This is a genomic window from Actinokineospora sp. PR83, from assembly GCF_021056305.1.
In the GTDB taxonomy this organism is placed as follows: domain Bacteria; phylum Actinomycetota; class Actinomycetes; order Mycobacteriales; family Pseudonocardiaceae; genus Actinokineospora; species Actinokineospora spheciospongiae.
The window spans coordinates 17,777-38,380 of sequence record NZ_JAJCXD010000136.1 but is presented as its reverse complement, the minus strand read 5'-3'; the positions used below and the strand labels follow the sequence as shown (position 1 = coordinate 38,380).

The 20,604-nt window shown below is 73.9% G+C and carries 15 protein-coding genes; 11 read left to right on the top strand and 4 right to left on the bottom strand.

The annotated features are described in order from the left end of the window. Positions 1–125 precede the first annotated feature (125 nt). Entirely contained in the window at positions 126–479 is a 354-nt protein-coding gene (locus tag L6E12_RS33330) for a hypothetical protein (protein ID WP_236231900.1), read from the bottom strand. A 145-nt stretch (positions 480–624) separates the two neighbouring features. Between L6E12_RS33330 and L6E12_RS33325 the strand changes: the two genes are divergently transcribed. The 4 genes from L6E12_RS33325 to L6E12_RS33310 all read left to right on the top strand — a co-directional run bounded on the left by L6E12_RS33325 (position 625) and on the right by L6E12_RS33310 (position 5,820). Next, entirely contained in the window at positions 625–1,890 is a 1,266-nt protein-coding gene (locus L6E12_RS33325; RefSeq protein WP_374201991.1) for a cytochrome P450, read from the top strand. A 74-nt stretch (positions 1,891–1,964) separates the two neighbouring features. Then, positions 1,965–3,233 carry a DUF1800 family protein gene (locus L6E12_RS33320; protein ID WP_236231899.1) on the top strand — a complete coding sequence of 423 codons (1,269 nt, stop codon included), beginning with the start codon at positions 1,965–1,967 and terminating at the stop codon, positions 3,231–3,233. Between the two features lie 9 nt (positions 3,234–3,242). Then, a complete protein-coding gene (locus tag L6E12_RS33315) occupies positions 3,243–4,490 on the top strand; it encodes a DUF1501 domain-containing protein (RefSeq protein WP_236231898.1) in 1,248 nt (415 codons plus the stop codon). Positions 4,491–4,497: 7 nt separating this feature from the next. Then, on the top strand, positions 4,498–5,820 hold the full coding sequence (locus L6E12_RS33310) for a HAMP domain-containing sensor histidine kinase (protein WP_236231897.1): 1,323 nt from the start codon (positions 4,498–4,500) through the stop codon (positions 5,818–5,820). Here L6E12_RS33310 and L6E12_RS33305 read toward each other — a convergent pair. The 3 genes from L6E12_RS33305 to ligD all read right to left on the bottom strand — a co-directional run bounded on the left by L6E12_RS33305 (position 5,802) and on the right by ligD (position 8,142). After that, positions 5,802–6,467 (bottom strand): response regulator transcription factor, encoded by a 666-nt coding sequence (locus L6E12_RS33305; RefSeq protein ID WP_236231896.1) that lies wholly within the window; start codon positions 6,465–6,467, stop codon positions 5,802–5,804. The two genes, L6E12_RS33310 and L6E12_RS33305, sit on opposite strands and share 19 nt — an antisense overlap. 113 nt (positions 6,468–6,580) lie before the next feature. Next, positions 6,581–7,108 (bottom strand): EF-hand domain-containing protein, encoded by a 528-nt coding sequence (locus L6E12_RS33300; RefSeq protein ID WP_236231895.1) that lies wholly within the window; start codon positions 7,106–7,108, stop codon positions 6,581–6,583. Positions 7,109–7,197: 89 nt separating this feature from the next. Continuing rightward, on the bottom strand, positions 7,198–8,142 hold the full coding sequence (gene ligD / locus L6E12_RS33295; protein WP_236231894.1) for a non-homologous end-joining DNA ligase: 945 nt from the start codon (positions 8,140–8,142) through the stop codon (positions 7,198–7,200). Between the two features lie 185 nt (positions 8,143–8,327). Here ligD and L6E12_RS33290 point away from each other — a divergent pair, with 185 nt between their 5' ends. The 7 genes from L6E12_RS33290 to L6E12_RS35620 all read left to right on the top strand — a co-directional run bounded on the left by L6E12_RS33290 (position 8,328) and on the right by L6E12_RS35620 (position 20,432). Further along, on the top strand, positions 8,328–9,443 hold the full coding sequence (locus L6E12_RS33290) for a CdaR family transcriptional regulator (RefSeq protein WP_236231893.1): 1,116 nt from the start codon (positions 8,328–8,330) through the stop codon (positions 9,441–9,443). A gap of 33 nt (positions 9,444–9,476) precedes the next feature. Further along, positions 9,477–11,753: a LuxR C-terminal-related transcriptional regulator gene (locus L6E12_RS33285; protein WP_236231892.1), complete on the top strand. Its 2,277-nt coding sequence runs from the start codon at positions 9,477–9,479 to the stop codon at positions 11,751–11,753. A gap of 314 nt (positions 11,754–12,067) precedes the next feature. Continuing rightward, positions 12,068–13,357 (top strand): DUF6801 domain-containing protein, encoded by a 1,290-nt coding sequence (locus L6E12_RS33280; RefSeq protein ID WP_236231891.1) that lies wholly within the window; start codon positions 12,068–12,070, stop codon positions 13,355–13,357. 167 nt (positions 13,358–13,524) lie between these two features. Then, on the top strand, positions 13,525–15,822 hold the full coding sequence (locus L6E12_RS35625) for a LuxR C-terminal-related transcriptional regulator (RefSeq protein ID WP_236231890.1): 2,298 nt from the start codon (positions 13,525–13,527) through the stop codon (positions 15,820–15,822). A 280-nt stretch (positions 15,823–16,102) separates the two neighbouring features. After that, positions 16,103–17,845, top strand: a complete 1,743-nt coding sequence (locus L6E12_RS33270) for a DUF1800 domain-containing protein (RefSeq protein WP_236231889.1) — start codon at positions 16,103–16,105, stop codon at positions 17,843–17,845. Between the two features lie 7 nt (positions 17,846–17,852). Then, the gene (locus L6E12_RS33265; RefSeq protein WP_236231888.1) at positions 17,853–19,163 is read left to right on the top strand and encodes a DUF1501 domain-containing protein; all 1,311 of its coding nucleotides are present in this window, start codon (positions 17,853–17,855) and stop codon (positions 19,161–19,163) included. A gap of 144 nt (positions 19,164–19,307) precedes the next feature. After that, positions 19,308–20,432, top strand: a complete 1,125-nt coding sequence (locus tag L6E12_RS35620; RefSeq protein WP_236231887.1) for a pentapeptide repeat-containing protein — start codon at positions 19,308–19,310, stop codon at positions 20,430–20,432. Positions 20,433–20,604 lie beyond the last annotated feature (172 nt).

Below are 20,604 nucleotides of genomic sequence, written 5' to 3'. Positions count from 1 at the left end.
CCCCGGAGGGAGGCCGTTGTCGCCTCGGGGGGTGTCCGCTCCGGACACCGCCGTGGGGTTCCGGACACGGCACCCCACGGCTTCTGTTCCGTCACAACGCTTTCGCGCGTCGGGAACGCGCCGGGTCAGCAGCCCATCTCGCGGTAGTCGCGCCAGAACTGCGCCGCGGTCAGCACCGACAGCCCATTGCGGCCGAACACCAGGAAGTCCGATGGTCGGACCTCCCCGATCAGCCCGCCGTCGCGCAGCACGCCCACCGCGACGTCCTCGCGCCACTCCACGGAGAACTCCGCGCGCACCTTGCCCTCCGCGCGCAGCGCCGCCACCCACCGCCGCATCTCCCACAGCAGCGAGGGGTCGTCGTAGGCCACGGCCCGCACCGGCGCCGCCCACGGCTGGTAGACCCGCACCGCCCCCTTCGACCCGCCGGAGATCGGGTCGCTCGTCCTGTCACTGGTCCGGCCACTCGATTTGATCATCCCCACCGCACGACACTACCATCGATTCGAACACGCGTTCGAGTGCTGTGGTGCTGTGCGTAGAGTCACGGCGAGGAGGACCTCAACGGGGTCTCAGCGACCACGGGATACGGTGACCCCCGAAACCGGGTGGGGAGTGGCCGACATGGTGACCATGGGCAAAAGCGCGCTGACGTGGGTGCGCAAGACGATGGCGCGCGCTGTGTTGAAGCGCGTTGGCCCGCGGGCGCTGTCCTTGCTGCCCGACAACCTGCTGCTGCCGCTGCGCCGCGACGACCTCGAACCGGTGACCGAACTCGACGAACTCGCCGACCAGGCGCCGCTCAGCCTGCTGCCCGCCCCGTTCGGGGTGCGGCTGTGGCTGGTCACCGGCTACGACGAGTGCAAGCAGGTGCTGGCCGACAGCACCGGCTTCAGCAACGACTTCTCCCACCTGGGCAAGATCCTGGAGCTGGAGCAGAACCCCGGCGGCCTGGGCTTCGCCGACCCGCCGGTGCACACCCGGCTGCGCAAGGTCCTCACGCCGGAGTTCACCATGCGCAGGCTGTCGCGGCTGGCCCCGCGCATCGACGAGATCATCGCCGACTGCCTCGACGACATGGCCGCCGCCGACGGCCCGGTCGACCTGGTGGAGAAGTTCGCGCTGCCGATCCCGTCGCTGACCATCTGCGAGCTGCTCGGCGTCCCCTACGCCGACCGCGAGGAGTTCCAGCGGCTGGCCGAGGCGCGGTTCGACCTGTTCGGCGGCGCGGGCGCGGGCTTCGGCCACATCTCCGAGTCGCTGGCCTACCTCAAGCGGGTCGTGCAGCAGCAGCGCGAGCAGCCCGGCGACGGCCTCATCGGCATGATCATCCGCGAGCACGGCGACGAGGTGGACGACGACGAGCTGGCTGGCCTGGCCGACGGCGTGCTCACCGGCGGCTTCGAGACCACCGCCAGCATGCTCGCCCTCGGCGCCCTGGTGCTGCTGCGCGACGACAAGACCGCCGCACTGCTGCGCGAGGACGACAGCGCCATCAACCCGTTCGTCGAGGAGATGCTGCGCTACCTGACCGTGGTGCAGGTGGCGTTCCTGCGCTTCGCCCGCAAGGACATGGTCATCGGCGGTCAGACCGTCCTGGAGGGCGACGTGGTGGCGTGCTCGCTGAACGCGGCCAACCGCGACGAGTCCGCCCTGGGCGCGGGCATCCGGCAGTTCGACCCGACCAGGGCGCCCAGCGCGCACGTGGCCTTCGGCTTCGGCGCGCACCGCTGCATCGGCGCCGAACTGGCCAAGATGGAGCTGCGCGCGGCCTACCCCGCACTGGTCCGCCGATTCCCCGACCTGCGCTTCGACCCCACCGCGGGTCCGCTGTCCTTCCGCGAGACGTCCATCGTCTACGGCGTGGAATCCATCTCCGTCCTCACCTGAGAACCCTGCGGATCACCTGAAGAACCCCCGCCGCACCCTGCGCGGTGGGGGTCGGCCGCGCCATGCTCGGGGGCATGACCGCACTGGACGACCGCGCCGCGGTGCGCAGGCTGCTCGACCGGTTCGGCTTCGGCCCGCGCCGGGGCGACCTCGACCGGGGGTTCGCCGAGACCCTCGACCGGCTCCTGGCGCCCGCCGCCCCGGTCACCGCCCCGGACCTGCCCGCCCCGGAGCGGCCGGGCGGGAACCAGGAGGCCAAGGAGCGCGCCAACGCCGCCCGCGCCGACCAGGAGGAGCAGCTCGCGGTGTGGTGGCTCGACCGCATGGTGGCCGAGCCGACCGCCACCGAGCGGCTGACCTGGTTCTGGCACGGCCACTTCGCCACCAGCGAGCAGAAGGTGCGCAGCCCCCGGGCCATGCTCGCGCAGAACCGGACCTTCCGCGCGCACGCCCTCGGTTCCTTCACCGACCTGGCGGACGCGCTCGTCGTCGACCCGGCGATGCTGCTGTGGCTCGACGGCAACGACAACACCGCGGCGGCGCCGAACGAGAACCTGGCCCGCGAGTTCATGGAGCTGTTCGCCCTGGGCATCGGCCACTACACCGAGGGCGACGTCCGCGAGGCCGCCAGGGCGCTCACCGGCTGGCGCGTCACCCGCGACCAGGACGCGGCCCGGTTCACCGACAAGCGGCACGACCGGTCGGCGGTGGCGCTGTTCGGCCGGACCGGCCCGCTCGACGCCCCCGGTTTCGTGGCCGCGGTGCTGGCCCGCCCGGAGTCGGCCGGGTTCGTGGTGGGGCGGCTGTGGTTCCGGCTGGTGTCGTCGTCCCCGCCCCCGGCCGACGTCCTCGACCGGCTCACCGCCGCCTACGGCCCCGGCCGCGACATCGCGGCCACCCTGCGCGCCATCGCCGCCGAACCCGCCTTCCGCGACTCGGCCACCACGCTGGTCAAGCAGCCGGTGGAGTGGCTGGTCGGGTTGCTGCGGGCGGTCGACGTGCGACCGTCCGCGCTGCCGGACAAGACCCGCAAGCGGGTTCGGATCGGACTCGCGGGCATGGGGCAGGTCCCGCTGCGCCCACCCAGCGTCGGCGGCTGGCCCGCCGCGGCGGCGTGGCTGACCACCTCGGCGGGCGCCGCCCGGCTCGCGCTGGCCCGGGCCGTCGTCGCCGGAGCCGACCTGACAGCCGTCGGCGGTGACCCGGTCGAGGGCGCGCGGGTGCTGCTCGGTGTGGACTCCTGGTCGGACCGGACCAGGTCGGCGCTGGAACAGGTGCGGGGTGACCCGAAGCAACTGGTGGCGATCGCCGCGTGTGCCCCCGAATACGTCGTGAGCGGATGAGGAAGAACCATGGACTCGGTGACGCGCAGGCGTTTCCTGACCCTGACCGGTGTCGCGGGCGCGGGTGCCCTCGCCGCGGGGGCCACCCAGGTCGACTGGGGCACGCTGATGGCGGCGGCCTCCGACACCCCGCTGGACCCGGCCGCGGGCGTGCTCGTCGTGGTCACCCTCTACGGCGGCAACGACGGCCTGAACACGGTCGTCCCGGCGGGGGACGCGGTGTACCAGGACCTGCGGTCGGACCTGGCGTACCAGCCGCGGGAGGTGCTGGACCTGGGGGAGGGGCTGGGGCTCAACCCCGGGATGACCGGCCTCAAGGGCCTGTGGGACCAGCGGCGGCTGGCGGTCGTGCGCGGTGTCGGCTACCCGGAACCGGACCACAGCCACTTCCGGTCGATGGCCATCTGGCAGACCGCCACCCCGAAGTCCGCGTCCACCACGGGGTGGCTGGGCCGGTGGCTGGACACACTGGACGGTGACCCCCTGCACGCGCTGTCGGTGGAACCCGTTGCCCCGCCCCTGTTCGCGGGTGAGAAGGGGGGCGCGGCCAGCTTCCCGGTCAACGGCCTGACCCTGCCCGAGGGCAACCCGGGCAAGGCCTTCGAGGCGCTCGGCCGGGTCCAGGAGGGCGAAGACCCCTGGCGGGCCAGGGCGGCGAAGGCCATCGCCGACCTGCACCGCGGCGTGGACACCTTCGCCGAGCCCGCCGCGGGCGAGGACCGGTCCGCCCCGGAGGACGAGCAGTCGACCAAGGGCGCCTCCGCGGGCGGCGGCTCGGCCCTGGGCAGGCAGCTCGCCATGGTCGCAAACCTCGTCGAGGCGGGTGTCCCGACCCGCGCCTACTCGGTCTCCCTGGGCGGCTTCGACACCCACGCCGACGAGCGGGGGACCCAGCAGCGCCTGCTGACCGAACTCGACGGTGCCCTCACCCCGTTCGCCGACCGGATGCGCAAGACCGAGCGGGGGCGCAACGTGGTGGTCCTGGTGTACTCCGAGTTCGGCAGGCGGGTCCGCGCCAACGCGGGCCAGGGGACCGACCACGGCACCGCGGGCCCGGTCTTCCTGCTGGGCGAACCCGTCGCGGGCGGCTTCCACGGCGAACAGCCCGACCTGGCGGACCTGGACGGGGACGACCTCAAGGTCACGACGGACTTCCGGGACGTGTACGCGACCCTCCTGGGCAAGGTGCTCGCCGCCGACCCCGCCCGCGTCCTCGACGGGCACCGGGGGAACGCCGACCACCTGATCGGCACCTGAACCGCCGGTGGCGGACGAGTCGGTGGAGGGCGGCGGGGGCATGGGCGGGTTGCGGACCGCGTCGTTGCGGTGGCGGGTGACGGTCACGGCCTGCGCGGTGGTCGGCGTGGTGCTGATCGCGCTCGGGGTCGTGGTGCGGACGGTGTTCGTGGGGCAGGTGGAGCGCGGCCTGGACGGGGTGGTGGCGAACCGGGCGCAGCTCGGGCGCCAGTTGGCGCGGGAGGGCGTCGGCCCCGCCGCGCTGGTCCGCCGGGTGGACGCCCACGGGGTGCGGGTGGGGCTGACGCTGGCCTCGGGGGAGAGCTTCGGGGAGGTCGGGGGTCCGCCGGAACCCGGTGTCCGCAGGGTGCGGGTCTCCCTGGCCGAGCCGGGCAGGCTCGACGGCGCCGTGCTGGTGCTCAGCGTGGACACGGCCCTGGTGGACGGTGCGACGTCCGCGCTGGACCGGGTGCTGCTGGTCGGCGGGGCGGCGGCGCTGCTCGCGGCGGTGTCGGCGCTGCTGTGGGGGATGCGGGCGGCGCTGGCGCCGCTGGACGCGATGACCCGGCTGGCGCGCGCCACCGCCGCGGGCGGGCGGGGCGCGCGGTTGGCGCCCACCCACCCGGACACCGAACTCGGCCGCACGGCCCGCGCCTTCGACGAGATGCTCGACAGCCTGGAGGGCGCCGAGGACCGCCTCCGCAGGTTCGTCTCCGACGCCGCGCACGAGCTGCGCACCCCCGTGGCCGGGGTGCAGGCCGCGGCGGAGGCGGTCCTCGACCCGGACGTGGACCCGCAGACCCGCGACCGGCTGCACCTGCACCTGATCCGCGAGTCCCGCCGGGCCGCCCGGCTGGTCGACGACCTGCTGCACCTGGCCCGCCTGGACGCGGGCATCGACCTCGACCCGTCCCCGGTGGACCTGCTCGACCTGGCCCACGCGCACGCCGACCGGGTGCGCCTGGTCGCCCCCGAGGTGCGGGTCGTCGTCACCGGCACGCCCACGACGGTGGTGGCGGACGCCGAACGCCTGACCCAGATCCTCACCAACCTCACCGACAACGCGCGCAAAGCCATGGGCGGCAAGGGAACCCTGACCCTGGCCGTCTCCGCGTCCGACGGGCACGCGCTGGTCGAGGTGCGCGACACCGGCCCCGGGGTCGCCCCGGAGAACCGGGAACGCGTCTTCGACCGGCTGGTGCGCTTCTCCGGCGGCGCGGGCGCGGGACTCGGCCTCCCGATCGCCCGCGGCCTGGCCAGGGCCCACGGCGGCGAACTCCACTGCCTGCCCGCGGAAGGCGGCGCGTTCCGCCTGGTGCTGCCGGGAGGGGGCTACTCGCGCAGGGTGTAGCCGTGGCCCCGGATGGTGTGGACCAGGCGGGGGCCGTGCGCTTCGAGCTTGCGGCGCAGGGCGCTGATGTTGACCTCGACCAGGTTCGCCGCGTAGTCCTCGTAGCCCCAGACCGCGCCCAGGATCTGCGTCTTCGTCACCACCCGGTCCTTGCGGGCGGCGAGGAAGGCCAGCAGCCGCAGCTCCGTCGCGGTCAGCTCGACCGGGGTGCCCGCCCGGGTGACCACCCCGGACTCCACGTCCACCAGCAGGTCCGCCACCTCCACGACCGGGACGGCCCGGCCGGAGCGGCGCAGCACCGCCGCGACCCTGGCCAGGAGCTCGGCCAGCACGAACGGTTTGACCACGTAGTCGTCCGCCCCGGCGCGCAGGCCGCGCAGGCGGTCGTCCACACCGTCGCGGGCGGTGACGACGATGACGCCGGCCGGGACGGTGCGGCGGACCACGTCGAGCAGGGTGAAGCCGTCGCGGCCGGGCAGCAGCACGTCGAGGATCACCAGGTCGGGGCGGAACCCCGCCAGCGCGGACTCCAGCGCCGCCCCGTCGGGCAGGGCCAGCACCCGGTGGCCCGCGCCGACCAGCGCCGACTCCACCGACTCCCGGATCGCCGGGGAGTCCTCGACCACCAGCACCCGCGCCGCGTCCACCGCGGCATTGTCGCACCACCGGGAGGGGGTCCGGTGGTGCGACGGACGCGGGGCACGCCCGCCCGGACCGCGCGCGGGTGCCGGTGCGGGTGGGGTGCCGGCGGCGGTGCGGGTCAGTACTTGCCGAACGCCCAGTTGCCCGGCGACGCCTCGTCGTCGCTGCGGAAGAACTGCTCCACGCCCCGGACGTACTCCGGCTTGCTGACGAACCCGTCGCCGTCGACGTCGAGCGCCTTGAAGCCCTGCTCGCTGTCGGCGCGCGGGATGCCCAGCTTGGCGTCCAGGGTGACCCACTCGCCCAGGCTGATCAGCCCGTCGCGGTCGATGTCGGTGATGTCGCGGATGACCACGCCGAGCTTGATCGCCCCGTCGGTGACCGCGTCGACGTCGGCGGCGGCGAGGAACTCGGCCCGGCTGACCCGCTGGTCGCCGTCGGAGTCCAGGGTGTGCTGCAGCGCCCGCCACAGCGACGACGCCTCCCGCTGCACGATCCTGGCCTCCAGGGAGCCGCCCGCCCCGGCCGCGGCGATCGCCTTGGCGGCGAAGTCCTCCAGGTCGCTCTCCTCGACGAAACCACTGCCGTCGCTGTCGAGCAGCTCGAAGAGCCGGGACAGCTTGCGTTCCTGAATCTGTGCGGGCACAGGCCCATCCTTTCCCCACGCGCGGACGAATCGGGCACGATCTTTCCCAGGTCCGCGCACGGGTGCACCCGCCAATCGGGTGCGGGGCGCTACTCGGACGGGTGGTCCACCCCGTCACGGTCAGCCCACTCCAGCAGGGGCGCCAGGGAGAACGGGTGCTCGTCGATCCCCGCGTGCGGGTCGCCGAGTTCGGCGAACCGGGCGGGCACGGTCGCGATCGTCAGCTCCCCCGGCTCGACCGAGTCCACCTCGTCCCAGGTGATCGGTGTGGACACCGTCGCCTCCGGCACGCCGCGCACCGAGTAGGCGCAGGCGATGGTGTGGTCGCGGGCGTTCTGGTTGAAGTCGACGAACACCGCGCGCGGGTCGCGGTCCCTGCGCCACCACACCGTGGTCGCCTCCCGCGTGCGCCGCTCCACCTCGCGGGCGAACGCCAGCGCCGCCCGCCGCACCTCGCCGAACTCCCACTGCGGCGGGATGCGGACGTACACGTGCAGCCCGCCGCCGCCGGAGGTCTTCGGGAAGCCCACCGCGCCCAGTTCGTCGAGGACCTCGCGCGCCACGCCCGCGACCCGGCGCACGGTGGCGAAGTCGCAGTCGGGCATGGGGTCGAGGTCGATGCGCCACTCGTCCGGGCGCTCGGTGTCGGCCCGCCGCGAGTTCCACGGGTGGAACTCCACTGTCGACATCTGCACCGCCCACACCACGTCCGCGAGCCGGGTGACGCACAGCTCGTCGGCGTGCCGGTCGTACCGGGGGAAGTGCACGCGCACCGTCTGCACCCACGGCGGCGCCCCGTGCGGCAGCCGCTTCTGGTGCACCTTCTCCCCGCCCACCCCGGCCGGGAAGCGGTGCAACATGCACGGCCGGTCCCGCAGCGCCCGCACGATCCCCTCGCCGACGGCGAGGTAGTAGCGGGCCAGGTCGAGCTTGGTCTCACCGCGCGCGGGGAAGTACACCCGGTCCGGGTTCGAGATCCGCACGGTGTGCCCGCCGACCTCCAGCTCGACGGCGGGGCTCCCCTTGGCTGCCATGCCGCCACGGTAATCGGCGGCCGGTGCCCGCGCCGGGAAACACCACCCCGGCCGGACCGTCGAGGCCGGTGGTCTCACGTATCCCGCCCATGTAGGTATGCGGCTCGGTAGTACTACCGATGTGCCGGTTAGGCCGTTTGCAGCACATTGTTCGGCACCTGTTTCCCCACCGGACGGAGCTGAGCATGACCGCAGCGCACGTGGACGAGCGGCACGCGGTCCTCCGGCGGGAGGTGGTCGAGGCCCTCCGGCGCGAGGAGGCGGCCGACGGGCTGCCGCAGGCGCTGCTGGACCCGCTGGTGGAGACCATCCGGACCGCCGTCACCGGGTGCCTGCAGGTGATGGAGCACCCCGACGACTACGACACCGACGAGTGGGCGGCGCTGTTCCGGGCCCGGCGCGGGGCGCTGCCGGAGGGGCTGCACCGCGAGCGGGCGGCCCGGGCCTACCGCGTCGGCGCGCGGATCGCGTGGGAGATCGCCGTGGTGCACGCCCGGCGGGTGGGCGTCCCGCCCGACCGGGTGGCGCGCGGCGCGGAGGTCGTCTTCGCCTACCTGGGCGCGATGGCCGACTCGGGTCTCCCGCCGGTGTCCCGCGCCCTGGCCAGGGTGCGGCTGGTGGGGCTGCTGCTGCAGAACCCGCCGCCCGGGCGCCCGCAGCTCGCCGAGGTGGCTGCCGAGGCCGAGTGGCCGCTGCCCGGCACGGTCCGGGTGGTCGCGCTGCGCCACCGCCCGGGGGGCGACCCCCGGCTGTTCGCCGACCTCGGCCCGGACGTCCTGCTCGACATCGAGGGCCCCGAGCCGTGCGTCATCGCCCCCGCGAGCGGGCTCGACCCGACCGCGGTGGCGAACGCCCTGCCCGGCTGGCGGGCCGCGCTCGGCCCGGCCACCCCGGTCTCGACCATCCACTCCGCCCTGGAGGTCGCCAACCGGGCGCTGGACCTGGTGGAGAAGGGCCGCATCCCGGACGCCCCGGTCGTCGACTGCGACGAGCACCTGCTGAGCCTGGCGCTGTTCACCGACGACTTCCTCATCGACACCCTCGCCGACCGCCAGCTCGCCCCGCTCGAACCGCTGCGCAACTACCAGCGGGTGCGGCTGCTGGCCACCCTCGACCAGTGGTTCGCCACCCGGGGCCGGGTCGTGGACATGGCCGAGCACCTCGGGGTGCACCAGCAGACGATCCGCTACCGGGTGAACCGGCTGACCGAGCTGTTCGGCGACCAGCTCGCCGACCCGCGCAAGCGCTTCGACCTGGAGCTGGCGGTCCGGGCGAAGGTGCGCCACCAGCGCGCGAGCTGATCGGCCCCGCCCGGGTGCGGCCATAATCGACGCGTGGTCGAATCCGTGCCCGCCGGGGTCACCAGCTACGTCGGCCGCGCCGCCGAGACCCGCGCGCTGACCGCGCTGCTCGGGTCCGCGGCGCTGGTCACGGTCACCGGGCCCGGCGGCGTCGGCAAGACCAGGCTGGCCTCGACGGTCGCCGCGCGGGCCCGCTTCGCCGACGGGGCGGCCTTCGTCGAGCTGGGGGAGCTGCGCGAGGCCGAGCTGCTCGCCCCCACCGTGGCCGAGCGGCTGGGCCTGGGCAGCCAGACCACCCGCCCGCCGGTGGAGGTGCTGACCCACCACCTGCGCACCCGCCGCCTGCTGCTGGTCCTCGACAACTGCGAGCACCTGGTCGACGCGTGCGCGCACCTGGTCGAGGCGCTGCTGCGCGCCTGCCCCCGGCTGGTCGTGCTGGCCACCAGCCGCCAGTCGCTGGGGGTGGCCGGGGAGCGACTGTTCCCGGTGAGCCCGCTGGCGGTGCCCGAGCCGGGGGAGTCCGCGACCGCCCTGGGCCAGTACGACGCGGTGCGGCTGCTGGTCGACCGGGCCACCGCCGTCGTCCCCGGGTTCGCCGTCACCGCCGACAACGCCGAGGACGTGATCCGGCTCTGCGCGGCGCTCGACGGGTTGCCGCTGGCCATCGAGCTGGCCGCGGTCCGGCTGCGGTCGCTGTCGGTGGCCCAGGTCGCCGACCGCCTCGCCGACCGGTTCACCCTGCTCGACCGGGTCCGCCCGTGGGGGCCGGGGCGGCACTCCGGCGTCCGCGCGCTCATCGACTGGAGCCACGAGCTGTGCGACGACGGCGAGCGGCTGCTGTGGGCGCGGGCCTCGGTGTTCTCCGGCCCGTTCGACCTCGACGCCGCCGAGGAGGTCTGCGCCGACGACGGTCCCGGTGTTGCCGGGGGCGGTGGTCTGCCCCGGGCCGCGGTCCTCGACGCGCTGGCCGGGCTGGTCGACAAGTCGGTGCTGCTGCGCACCGAGCACCGCGGCCGGGTGCGGCACCGGATGCCGGAGATGGTCCGCAGGCACGGCGAGCAGCGGCTGCGCGAGCTGGGCGGCGAGGCCGCGACCCGTCGCCGCCACCGCGACCGGCTGGCCGCGCTCACCGAGGGCTTCGCCGCGCACTGGTTCGGCCCGGACCAGGTCGACTGGATCCGCCGGGTGCGCCACCAGCACGCCGACCTGCGGCGGGCGCTGGACTTCTGCGCCCGCGACCCGGCCGAGGCGGTGGTGGGCCTGCGGATGGTCACCGCAGCCAAGGAGTACTGGATGGCGCACGGCCTGACCACCGAGGGCCGGATGTGGCTGGGCAGGCTGCTCGACGCCGCCCCGCCGGAGGCCCCCGGCCGCGCGCACGCGCTGTGGCTGGCCGCGTTCCTCGCCCTCGTCCAGGGCGACCGCGCGGGCTACGCGACCGCCCTGGACCAGATCCCCGACACCGCCGACGACCACGCCCGCGCCTACGCCGACCACGTGCGCGGGTACGCGGCCCTGATGGACGGCGACGGCGCGGGCGCGGCCGGGCTGTTCGGCCCCGCCGCCGACACCCTGGGCGCGCTCGGCGACCGCGGCGGGCAGGTGTGGGCGACCTACAACCTGGGCCTGGCGCTGTGCCACGCCGGGAACCTGCCGCGCGGCCGGGAGGTGCTGGCCGCCGCGATCGCCACCTGCACCGAGGTCGGCGAGGTGTGCTGGCTGACCTGGGCGCTGTGGTCGCGCAGCGCCGCGGAGTACCTGTTCGGCGACCGGGCCGAGGCCGAGGCCGCCGGGCTGGAGGTGATGCGGTTGCAGCGGCGCGTCGACGCCCGCACGGTCGTCACCTTCACCCTGGCCACGCTGGCGGGCTGCGCCGCGCACCGGGGAGCGCCGCGGCGGTCCGCGCGGCTGCTCGGCGCCGCCGCCGCGGCGGCCCGCACGCTGGGCGCCTCGCTGGCCAACTACGCCGCGTTCGGGTCGCCGGTCAGCCGCGACAGCTCCCTCGTCGTCGACGCGATCGGCGCCGCCGCCGCGGCCGAGGAGTTCCGCGCGGGCCTGGCCATGGACACCGACGCCGCGGTGGCCTACGCGCTGGGCGAGCAGCGGGCGCCCGCCGCCGACCCCGGGCTCACCGCCCGCGAGGCCGAGGTGGCCGCGCTGGTGGCCGAGGGGCTGACCGACCGGGAGATCGCCGAGCGGCTGGGGATCGCCCCGCGCACCGCCGAGACGCACGTGGCGCACGTCCGGGCGAAGCTCGGGGTGCGCGGCCGGGCGCAGATCGCGGCCTGGGTCGCCGGACGGGTGAAATAAATTTCATTTTTACCGGCCTGTGGTTTTTCGCAACGGTCCTTCACGTACGTTGTTTCAAGGATCGAAGTCCCGACAACGGCCGACCGGGCAAGTCGTTGGGTCGGGCGAGGTTGGTCGCGGCGTCATGTGTAAAGATGACAAATTTGGAAAAGCCCAGGTCTTGGTGTTGTGTAGGTCGCATTTTCAGAGCTAATCTCAGCCTCGATGGCCTTTGCGGCGAAATCGGCCGCACGCCACCGAAAACCTTTCGTTGATTTTCCGGACGGGGTTCTCCCTGTCCACGTATCACCGTTGATACCTGAGGAAGGAAGACCGTGAGTCCTCGCAAGGTCCCGAAGAAGATGGTCGCTGGCATCACCGTGACCACGGCCGCCGGGCTCGTCGCGGCAGGCCTGCTGATCGGTGGCGGCAGCAGCTCCGCGGAGCCGGTCTCGCTGACCCTGAACTACACCTGCCCGTTCCCGCTGATCGGCAACCAGAACATCAAGGCGGTCATCAAGACCGACCTGCCGAAGAACCTGGCCACCGGCGAGCAGAGCGGCGCCATCAAGATCACCGCGATCGCCACGGTCCCCGAGACCGCCACCCAGGGCCTGACCCTGGTCGGCGCGACCACCATCGAGGGCTCCGGGTTGGCCGCCTCGACCGTCGCCGCCCCCGGCATCACCCTGCCGGTCAACGTGCCGATCACGGTGCCGAAGACGAACGTCCCCGCCTCGGGCGCGTTCGACGTGACCGCGACCGGGTCCGCTCCGTCGCTGTCGTTCACGCAGCCGGGCGAGGCCAAGATCACCGTCGGTGACCTGAAGCTGACCCTGACCCCGAAGAAGGCCGACGGCACCGAGACCGGTCTGGGCACCTTCGACTCGGCCTGCACCCAGGTGCCGGGCCAGAACAACCTGCTGCACACCTTCACCATCGGCGGCGGCGGTGGCACCACGCCTCCGACCACCCCGCCCACCACCCCGCCGACGACGCCGCCGACGACGCCTCCCACGACGCCGCCGACCACGCCGCCGACGACCCCGCCCACCACGCCGCCGACGACCCCGCCGACGACGCCCCCCACCACCCCGCCGACCACGCCCCCGGGCAACGGCGTGAAGGTGAGCTACGACCTCACCGGCAGCTCGACGCTCAAGACGCTGAGCGGCAGCGTCAAGCTCGGCGGCGAGTTCAACGCGGTGGCCGACCTGGCCGCGGGCAAGTACACCGGTGACCTCAAGCTGAACCCGACCAACGGGCAGTTCAAGGTCCTCGGCATCCTGCCCACCGAGGCGTCGATCGCCTTCAAGCCGGTCGGCACCGCCAGCGGCACCGTCGCCACCGGCGCGATCACCTTCAACGGCAAGCTCGACATCGTGCTGACGCAGGTCTCGCTGTTCGGCATCCCGATCTACATGGGCGACACCTGCAAGTCGGCGAACCCCACCGACATCGCGCTGAAGTCGGTCGGCAACTTCGACGTCCTCAAGGGCGGCAAGATCACCGGCACCTACAACCTGGCGCAGCCCGCGAACTGCGGTCCGCTCAGCGACTTCATCGCCCCGTTCGTGACCAGCTCGGGCAACACCATCGACATCGACCTGGCGATCAAGAAGTAGTCAGCTCCTGTCACGGCAGGCCCCCTCCCACCCGGGAGGGGGCCTGCTTTTTTTCCGCCAGGTGGACGCGTGGTTGGTGACCCGCCGGAGCAACCGATACGGTCACCCGGCCGTGTCCGACCGGGCAGGCGGAGGGGGACGGTGTCGCGGGGCGATGGGTGTGCGCAGTGGACGGTGACCCGCTCCCGCCGGAGTCGGCGGGCTTCGCCGACCGGTGGGGGCTGAGCAGCCACGTCGGCCGCACCGCGGAGATCGCCGAGGGCGCCCGGCTGCTGGCCACCCGCAGGCTGGTCACGCTGACCGGGCCGGGCGGGGTGGGCAAGTCCCGGCTCGCCGACCGGGTCGCCGCGCACGTCGCCGACCGGTTCCCCGACGGCCGCGCGGTCGTCGAGCTGGCCGGGCTGCGCGAACCGGCGATGGTGGCCGAGGTCGTCGCCCACCAGCTCATCCAGCACGACCGCTCCCCGCGGCCCGCGCTGGAGGTCGTGGTGGACCACCTGCGCGACAAAGCCCTGCTGCTGGTCCTGGACAACTGCGAGCACCTCGTCGGCGCGTGCGCGGACCTGGTGCGAGCGCTGGCGCAGGGCTGCCCGCGGGTGGCGGTGCTGGCCACCAGCAGGCAGTCGCTGGGCGTCGACGGCGAACGGGTGCTGCCGGTGCCGCCGCTGGCCGTGCCGGGGGAGGGGCCGCTGCCGGTCACCGCGCTGGTCGAGGTGGACGCGGTGCGGCTGTTCGTCGACCGGGCGCAGGCGGTGGTCCCGGCGTTCGCGGTCACCGAGGACAACGCCGCCGACGTCGCCGAGGTCTGCCGCAGGCTGGAGGGCCTGCCGCTGGCCATCGAGCTGGCGGCGGTGCGCATCCGGGCGCTGTCGGCGGGCCAGCTCGCCGAGCGCCTCACCCGCAGCCTGCCCACGCTGACCGCCGGGTCGCGCACCGCCCCGCAGCGCCAGCACACCCTGCGCGCCACCATCGACTGGAGCCACGGCCTGTGCTCCCCGTCCGAGCGCCGCGTGTGGGCCCGCGCCTCGGTCTTCTCCGGCACCTTCGACCTCGACGCCGCCGAGCACGTGTGCGCGGGCCCCGACGGCGGTGGTGGCCCCGACGACGTCCTCGCCGCCATCGACGGACTGCTGGACAAGTCCGTCCTCACCCGCGAGGAGCACGACGGCGTCGCCCGCTACCGGATGTCCGGCGCGGTCCGCGAGTACGGCGCCGAACGGCTGGAGTCGGCCGGGGAGCGCGCCGCGGTGGCCCGGCTGCACCGGGACTGGTTCGCCGTGGTGGCCGACCGGTTCGCGGCCGCCTGGCTGGGCCCCGACCAGCTCACCTGGGTGCGCAGGCTGTGGCGCGACCAACCCAACTTCCGGGTCGCCACCGAGTACTGCGTCAGCACCCCCGGCGAGTCGGTCGTCGCCGTCCGGATGGGCCTGGCGATGATGCACCACTGGACGCTGCACGGGCTGCTCAGCGAGGCCCGCATGTGGATGGACCGAACCCTGCCCGGCATCCCCGACGACGCCCCCGAGCGCGGCACCGCCCTGTGGCTGGCGGGTCTGTCCGCCCTGGGCCAGACCGACGTCCCTGCCGCCGCCACCCACCTCACCGCGGCAGGCGAGGTCGCCAAGCAGCACGGCGACCGCGTCCTGCGCGCCCGCGTCGCCAGCACCTGGGGCATCGCCTCGGTCTACGGCGGAGAACTGGCGGCAGCCCGAACCCTGCTGGACAAGGCCCTCGCGGTCTTCCGCACCCGCGACGACCTGGTGTCGGACCGCCTGTTCGCCCTGGTCTTCGCCGCCCAGGCCCTCGGCCTCTCCGGCGACACCGAGGGGGCCAAGGCCCTGCTGGCGGAGGGCACGGCCCTCAGCCGCGCCTGCGGCGAACACTACTTCCGCGGCTGGCTCCTCTACGCCAAAGCCCGGGTCTCCCTGGCCGAGGGCGACTGGGCCGAGGCGGAGTCCACCGGCCGCCAGGCCCTGCGGGCCCAGTGGGACCTGGGCAACCGCTTCACCGCCGCCTTCACCGCCGAACTCCTCGCCACCGCGGCGGCCAAGGGCGGTTCACCCGAGCAGGCGGCATTCCTGTTCGGCGTGGCGGGCGGCATCTGGGCCCTGATGGGCTCCAACCCCGGCGCCTACCCCGCCATCGGCACCACCCACACCACCGAGGTAGAGGCACTCCGCGCCGAACTGGGCCCCACCCGCTACGACCAGGCCTACGCCCGCGGTCTCCGCACCTCCCCGACTGCGGCCTTGCAGCCCGCCCCGACCGCGACGCCGCGCGGCACCCTGACCAAGCGCGAACTGGAGATAGCCGCCCTCGTCGCCGAGGGCCTGACCAACCGCGACATCGCCGAACGCCTGGTCATCGCCCGCCGCACAGCGGAAAGCCACGTCGACCACATCCTGCGCAAGCTCAACCTGACCAACCGCTCCCAGATCGCCGCCTGGATCAGCACCCGCCCCTGACCCGCCCGAGCACCCCGGACCCACCGGCGCAGCCGCCTGCCGCCCGGAACACCGCCGTGCGCAGCCGTCGCACCACGGGCTCCACCCCTGCCGGCGCCCCCCGGTGGGGGTCGCCCGGCGCACTAGGTGCGTGTCTCGACTGAATAACGCTTCAGTCACGGCGTTGATATACTTGCGCCGTTCGGGGGTATCCGCGCGGTGCCCCGGTGGCTACCGTTCCCGGCATCCGAACGGTCGCTGCCCACCCGAGTGGTTGCGGCGCACAGGAAGTCGGGGTCTTGTGGACGGTTCGCCGGACGATGAGCCAGGTGGTCAGGGTCGGGGCCAGGGTCAGAGCACGGGCAGCAGGCGCAAGCTCCTCGCCACGCTGATCGGCGGCGGCCTCGGTGCGGCGGCCTGCGTGCCGATCATCGGCAGCGGCCTGTTCACCCCCGACGACGGCGAGGAACCCCCGCCGCCCCGGTCGCGCGCCGACGGCACCCCGCGCAAGGCGGCCACCACACCCGCCGACGGCGGCACCTACCTCGACCGCGACGACAGCTACACCGCGGGCGCGGGCGGGCAGGCGGGCTCGGCCGCCCCGGACCCGGCCGAGCTGTTCTCCGGCCCGGCCGCCGCCGCGGCCGCCACGAAGGTCACCGTGCCGACCATCCTCGACACCTCCGCCCCCGAGCTGCACCTGTTGCGCCGCTTCACCTTCGGGCCGAACCCGCAGACCGTGGCCGAGGTCCGCCAGGTCGGCATCGACCGCTGGCTGGCCGCGCAGCTCGCCCCGGACACCGTGCCCGACGCCGAGGGCGACGCCGCGTGGCGGGCGTTCCCGCTCGCGGCGATGTCACCGGCCCAGGTGCGCGGCGCGGTGCGCGAGTACGGCTGGGACGCCATGCTCGCGCACGCCCAGGCCACCCTCGCCAGGCAGCTCTGGTCGCGGCGGCAGGTCCACGAGGTGGTGGTCGACTTCTGGGCCAACCACCTCAACGTCACCCTGCCCAGCGACGGCGCCTGGGACGTCGGCCCGTCGTACCACAACACGGTGATCCGGGCGCACGCGCTGGGTTCCTTCCGCGCCATGCTCACCGCGGCCATGCGCCACCCCGCGATGCTGCGCTACCTGTCGAACGACGAGTCGCGCAAGGAGTCGGTCAACGAGAACCTGGGTCGCGAACTGCTCGAACTGCACACCGTCGGCGTCGGCGCGGGCTACACCGAGGACGACGTGCGCAACAGCGCCTTCCTGCTCACCGGCCGCACGACCACCAAGGAGGGGGAGTTCAAGTACGACCCCGGGTGGCACTGGACCGGCCCGGTCGCCGTCATGGGCTTCCGCGACGCCAACGCCTCCGGCCCCGGCGGCCTCGCCCTGGGCGACCGCTACCTCGCCCACCTGGCCACCCACCCGGCGACGGCGCGGCAGATCGCCCGCAAGCTCGCCGTCCGGTTCGTCGCCGACGACCCGCCGAAGGCGCTCGTCGACCGGCTCGCCGCCGTGTACCTGGAGTCCGACACCGAGATCGTGCCGGTGCTCAAGGCGCTGCTGTCGTCGCGGGAGTTCTGGGCGTCGGTCGGGCAGAAGACGCGGCGCCCGCTGGAGAACGTCGTCGCCGCGGCCCGCGCGCTGGACGTGCGGCCGGGGTCGGACACCGCCAAGTCCATCGCCGACCTGTACTGGAGCCTCGACGAGGTCGGCCAGCGCCCGCTGGGCTGGGCCCCGCCCAACGGCTACCCGGACGTGGCGGGCGCGTGGGCGTCGGCCGGGTCGATGCTGCAGGTGTGGAACCGCCACCGCGGCCTCGTGCAGGGCTGGTGGAAGGGCCTGACCTACACCGAGCCGGAAGACCTCGTCCCCGCCAAGGGATCAGCGGAGTCCTATGTGGACGCACTGTGCGAACGCCTGCTGCTGCAGCGGATGAGCCCGGCGCACCGCCAGGCCCTCGTCGCGTTCTTCGACGGCACCACCGCCGCGCAGGCCGCCCCGCACCTGGCCCCCGTCGTGCTCGACTCCCCCTACTTCGCCCTGCGCTGAGGTCGCCGTGACTGATCACCTGCACCCCGACTGCCCGGACACCGCCCGCCTCGGCCCCAACCGGGAAGAATCCCTGCTGCGCGCCCGAGCGGCCCGCGTCGAGCACGACAACGGCACCCGGGACCGCCTGTGGAGCGGTGGCTTCACCCGCAGGCGGGCGCTGGCGGGCGCGGGCATGGCGGGCGTCGCGGCGCTGGGCGCCCAACTGGTCACCACCCGGGTGTCCTTCGGCGCCCCCGGCCCCGGCACGCTGGTCGTGGTGTTCCTCCGCGGCGGCATGGACGGCCTGTCGGTCCTGGTCCCCGCCGACGACCCGGTCCTGCGCGCCGCCCGCCCGAAGACGGCGGTGTCCGGCTCGCTGCCCCTGGCCCGCGGCTTCGGCCTGCACCCGGCCCTGGAGCCGCTCAAGAAGCACTGGGACGCGGGCAGGTTCACCGCCGTCCCCGCCCTGTCGACGCCGGACATCTCCCGCAGCCACTTCCAGGCCCAGGACGTCCTGGAGCGCGGCGGCGCCGCGGGCTCCGGGTGGCTGGACCGGGTCCTGGCGGAGATGGGGCCGGGCACCACCTTCCGCGCGGTCGGCGAGGCCAGCACCCTCCCGAGGTCCCTGGTCGGCACATCGGGCGCGGTGGCCCTGCGCGGGATCGACGGGTTCCGGCTCGCGGGCTGGGAGGGCGCGCACGAGCGCACCACCGCGGCCCTCGCCACCCTCTACACCGGCCTGGACCACCCCCTGGCGGCGCAGGCGGCGACCACCCTGGGGGCGCTGCGGACGGCGGGCACGATCGCCACCACGGCCTACCAGTCCACCGCCCAGTACCCCGACGGCGCCTTCGGCAAGTCCCTCGCCGACGTGGCCCGCCTGATCAAGTCCGGCACGGGCCTGCGCGTGGCCTGCGTCGACCTCGGCGGCTGGGACATGCACACCGACCTGGCCACCGACATGACCCGCAACCTCACCGAGCTGGGTCGGGCCCTCGACGCCTTCGCCACCGACCTCGGCCCGGCCCTGGACACCACCACCCTGCTCACCATGACCGAGTTCGGCCGCCGCATCGCCGAGAACGGCAGCGCCGGAACCGACCACGGCCACGGCTCGGTCGCCCTGCTGCTCGGCGGCGGCCTGCGCCCCCGCACGATCGCGGGCGCCTGGGACGGCCTGGCCGAGAACGTCCAAGACCACGGCGACGTCCCCGGCAGCAACGACCACCGCGACCTCCTCGGCGAACTCGTCACCCGCCGCCTCGGCCTCACCGAGGCCAACCTCGCCAAGGTCTTCCCCGGCCACGACTACCGCCGCCTGGGCGCCCTGACCTGACCCCTCGTGGACGGTGGGACCTGCTGCGGTGATGATCGGGGTGTGAGCACACCACTTCCACCATTGCCTGCTGACCCGCTTGCGGTTCCGCCTGTCAGGCGGACTGCGTTACCGGAAATTTCTCGGTGGAAGATCGTTACAGGGGTGGTCGGGGTCGCGGTGCTCACTGCGGGGGTCGTGGTGGCGTTGTGGTGGGGCGGGACCCGAGGCCTGGAGGGCAAGGACTTGGTCTCGGCCCGGCTGGACGCGCTCAAGACCGGGCTCGGCATCGGAGTCGGCGGCGGTGGGCTGTTCGGGCTGTACCTGGCCTGGCGGCGGCAGCGCTCCACCGAGGCGGACCTCGATAACCGGGAGCGGGCCCTCGCCCACCAGCAGCAGGTCGCCGTGGAGACTAAGGCGCACCAGGAGCGGGTGGCCGCTGCCACCGAGGCGAACCAGGACCGGGTGGCCACGACCACGGAGACCAACGCCGCCGCGCAGCGGATCACCGACCTCTACACCAAGGCCGTCGAGCAACTCGGCTCCGACAAGGCCCCCGTCCGCCTCGGCGGCCTCTACGCCCTCGAACGCCTCGCCCAAGACCACCCCGACCAGCGCCAGACCATCGTCAACGTCCTCTGCGCGTACCTGCGCATGCCCTACACGATGCCCGGCGACCCACCCGCCGATGACGCCGACACCAAGCTGATCGACACCCATCGAGAACGGGTCCAGGAACGCGAAGTCCGCCTCACCGCCCAACGCATCCTCGCTCACCACCTGCGCCCCGGGCCTGACCGGGACAACCCGGTCACGACGCACTGGGCCGACATCGACCTCGACCTCACCGGCGCCGTCCTCATCAATCTCGACCTCACCCGCACCTCCATCCGCGCCGCCAGCTTCGGTGAGGCGTGGTTCAGCGGCGCCGCAAGGTTCGGTGGGGCGTGGTTCAGCGGCGCCGCAAGGTTCGGCAAGGCGCGGTTCAGCGGCATCGCCGGGTTCGGCGAGGCGCGGTTCAGCGGTACCGCCGGGTTCGGCAAGGCGCGGTTCAGCGATACTGCCGAGTTCGGTGGGGCGTGGTTCAGCGGCATCGCCGGGTTCGGCGAGGCGCGGTTCAGCGGCGTCGCCGGGTTCGGTGGGGCGCGGTTCAGCGGCCCCACATGGTTCGGTGGGGCGTGGTTCAGCGGCATCGCCGGGTTCAGCGGGGTGCGATTCAGTGGCGACGCCGAGTTCAACGGGGCTCAGTTCAGCCGCAACGTCCCGGAGGAAGTGAAGCATTATCTGTGACCGAGGAAGGACGTCGCGCCTCGCGGTGCACCTGACCACGGCGTCCCGGAAGGCGGGCCTGCCGGGACGCCGCCCCGGATTCCGCCGATCAGGTCCGGACAGTTCCGCACCGGCGCGTCCGGACCCGGTCAGCGGCTCGTGCTTCACCGATTCCATGTGGAACGCGCAGGCC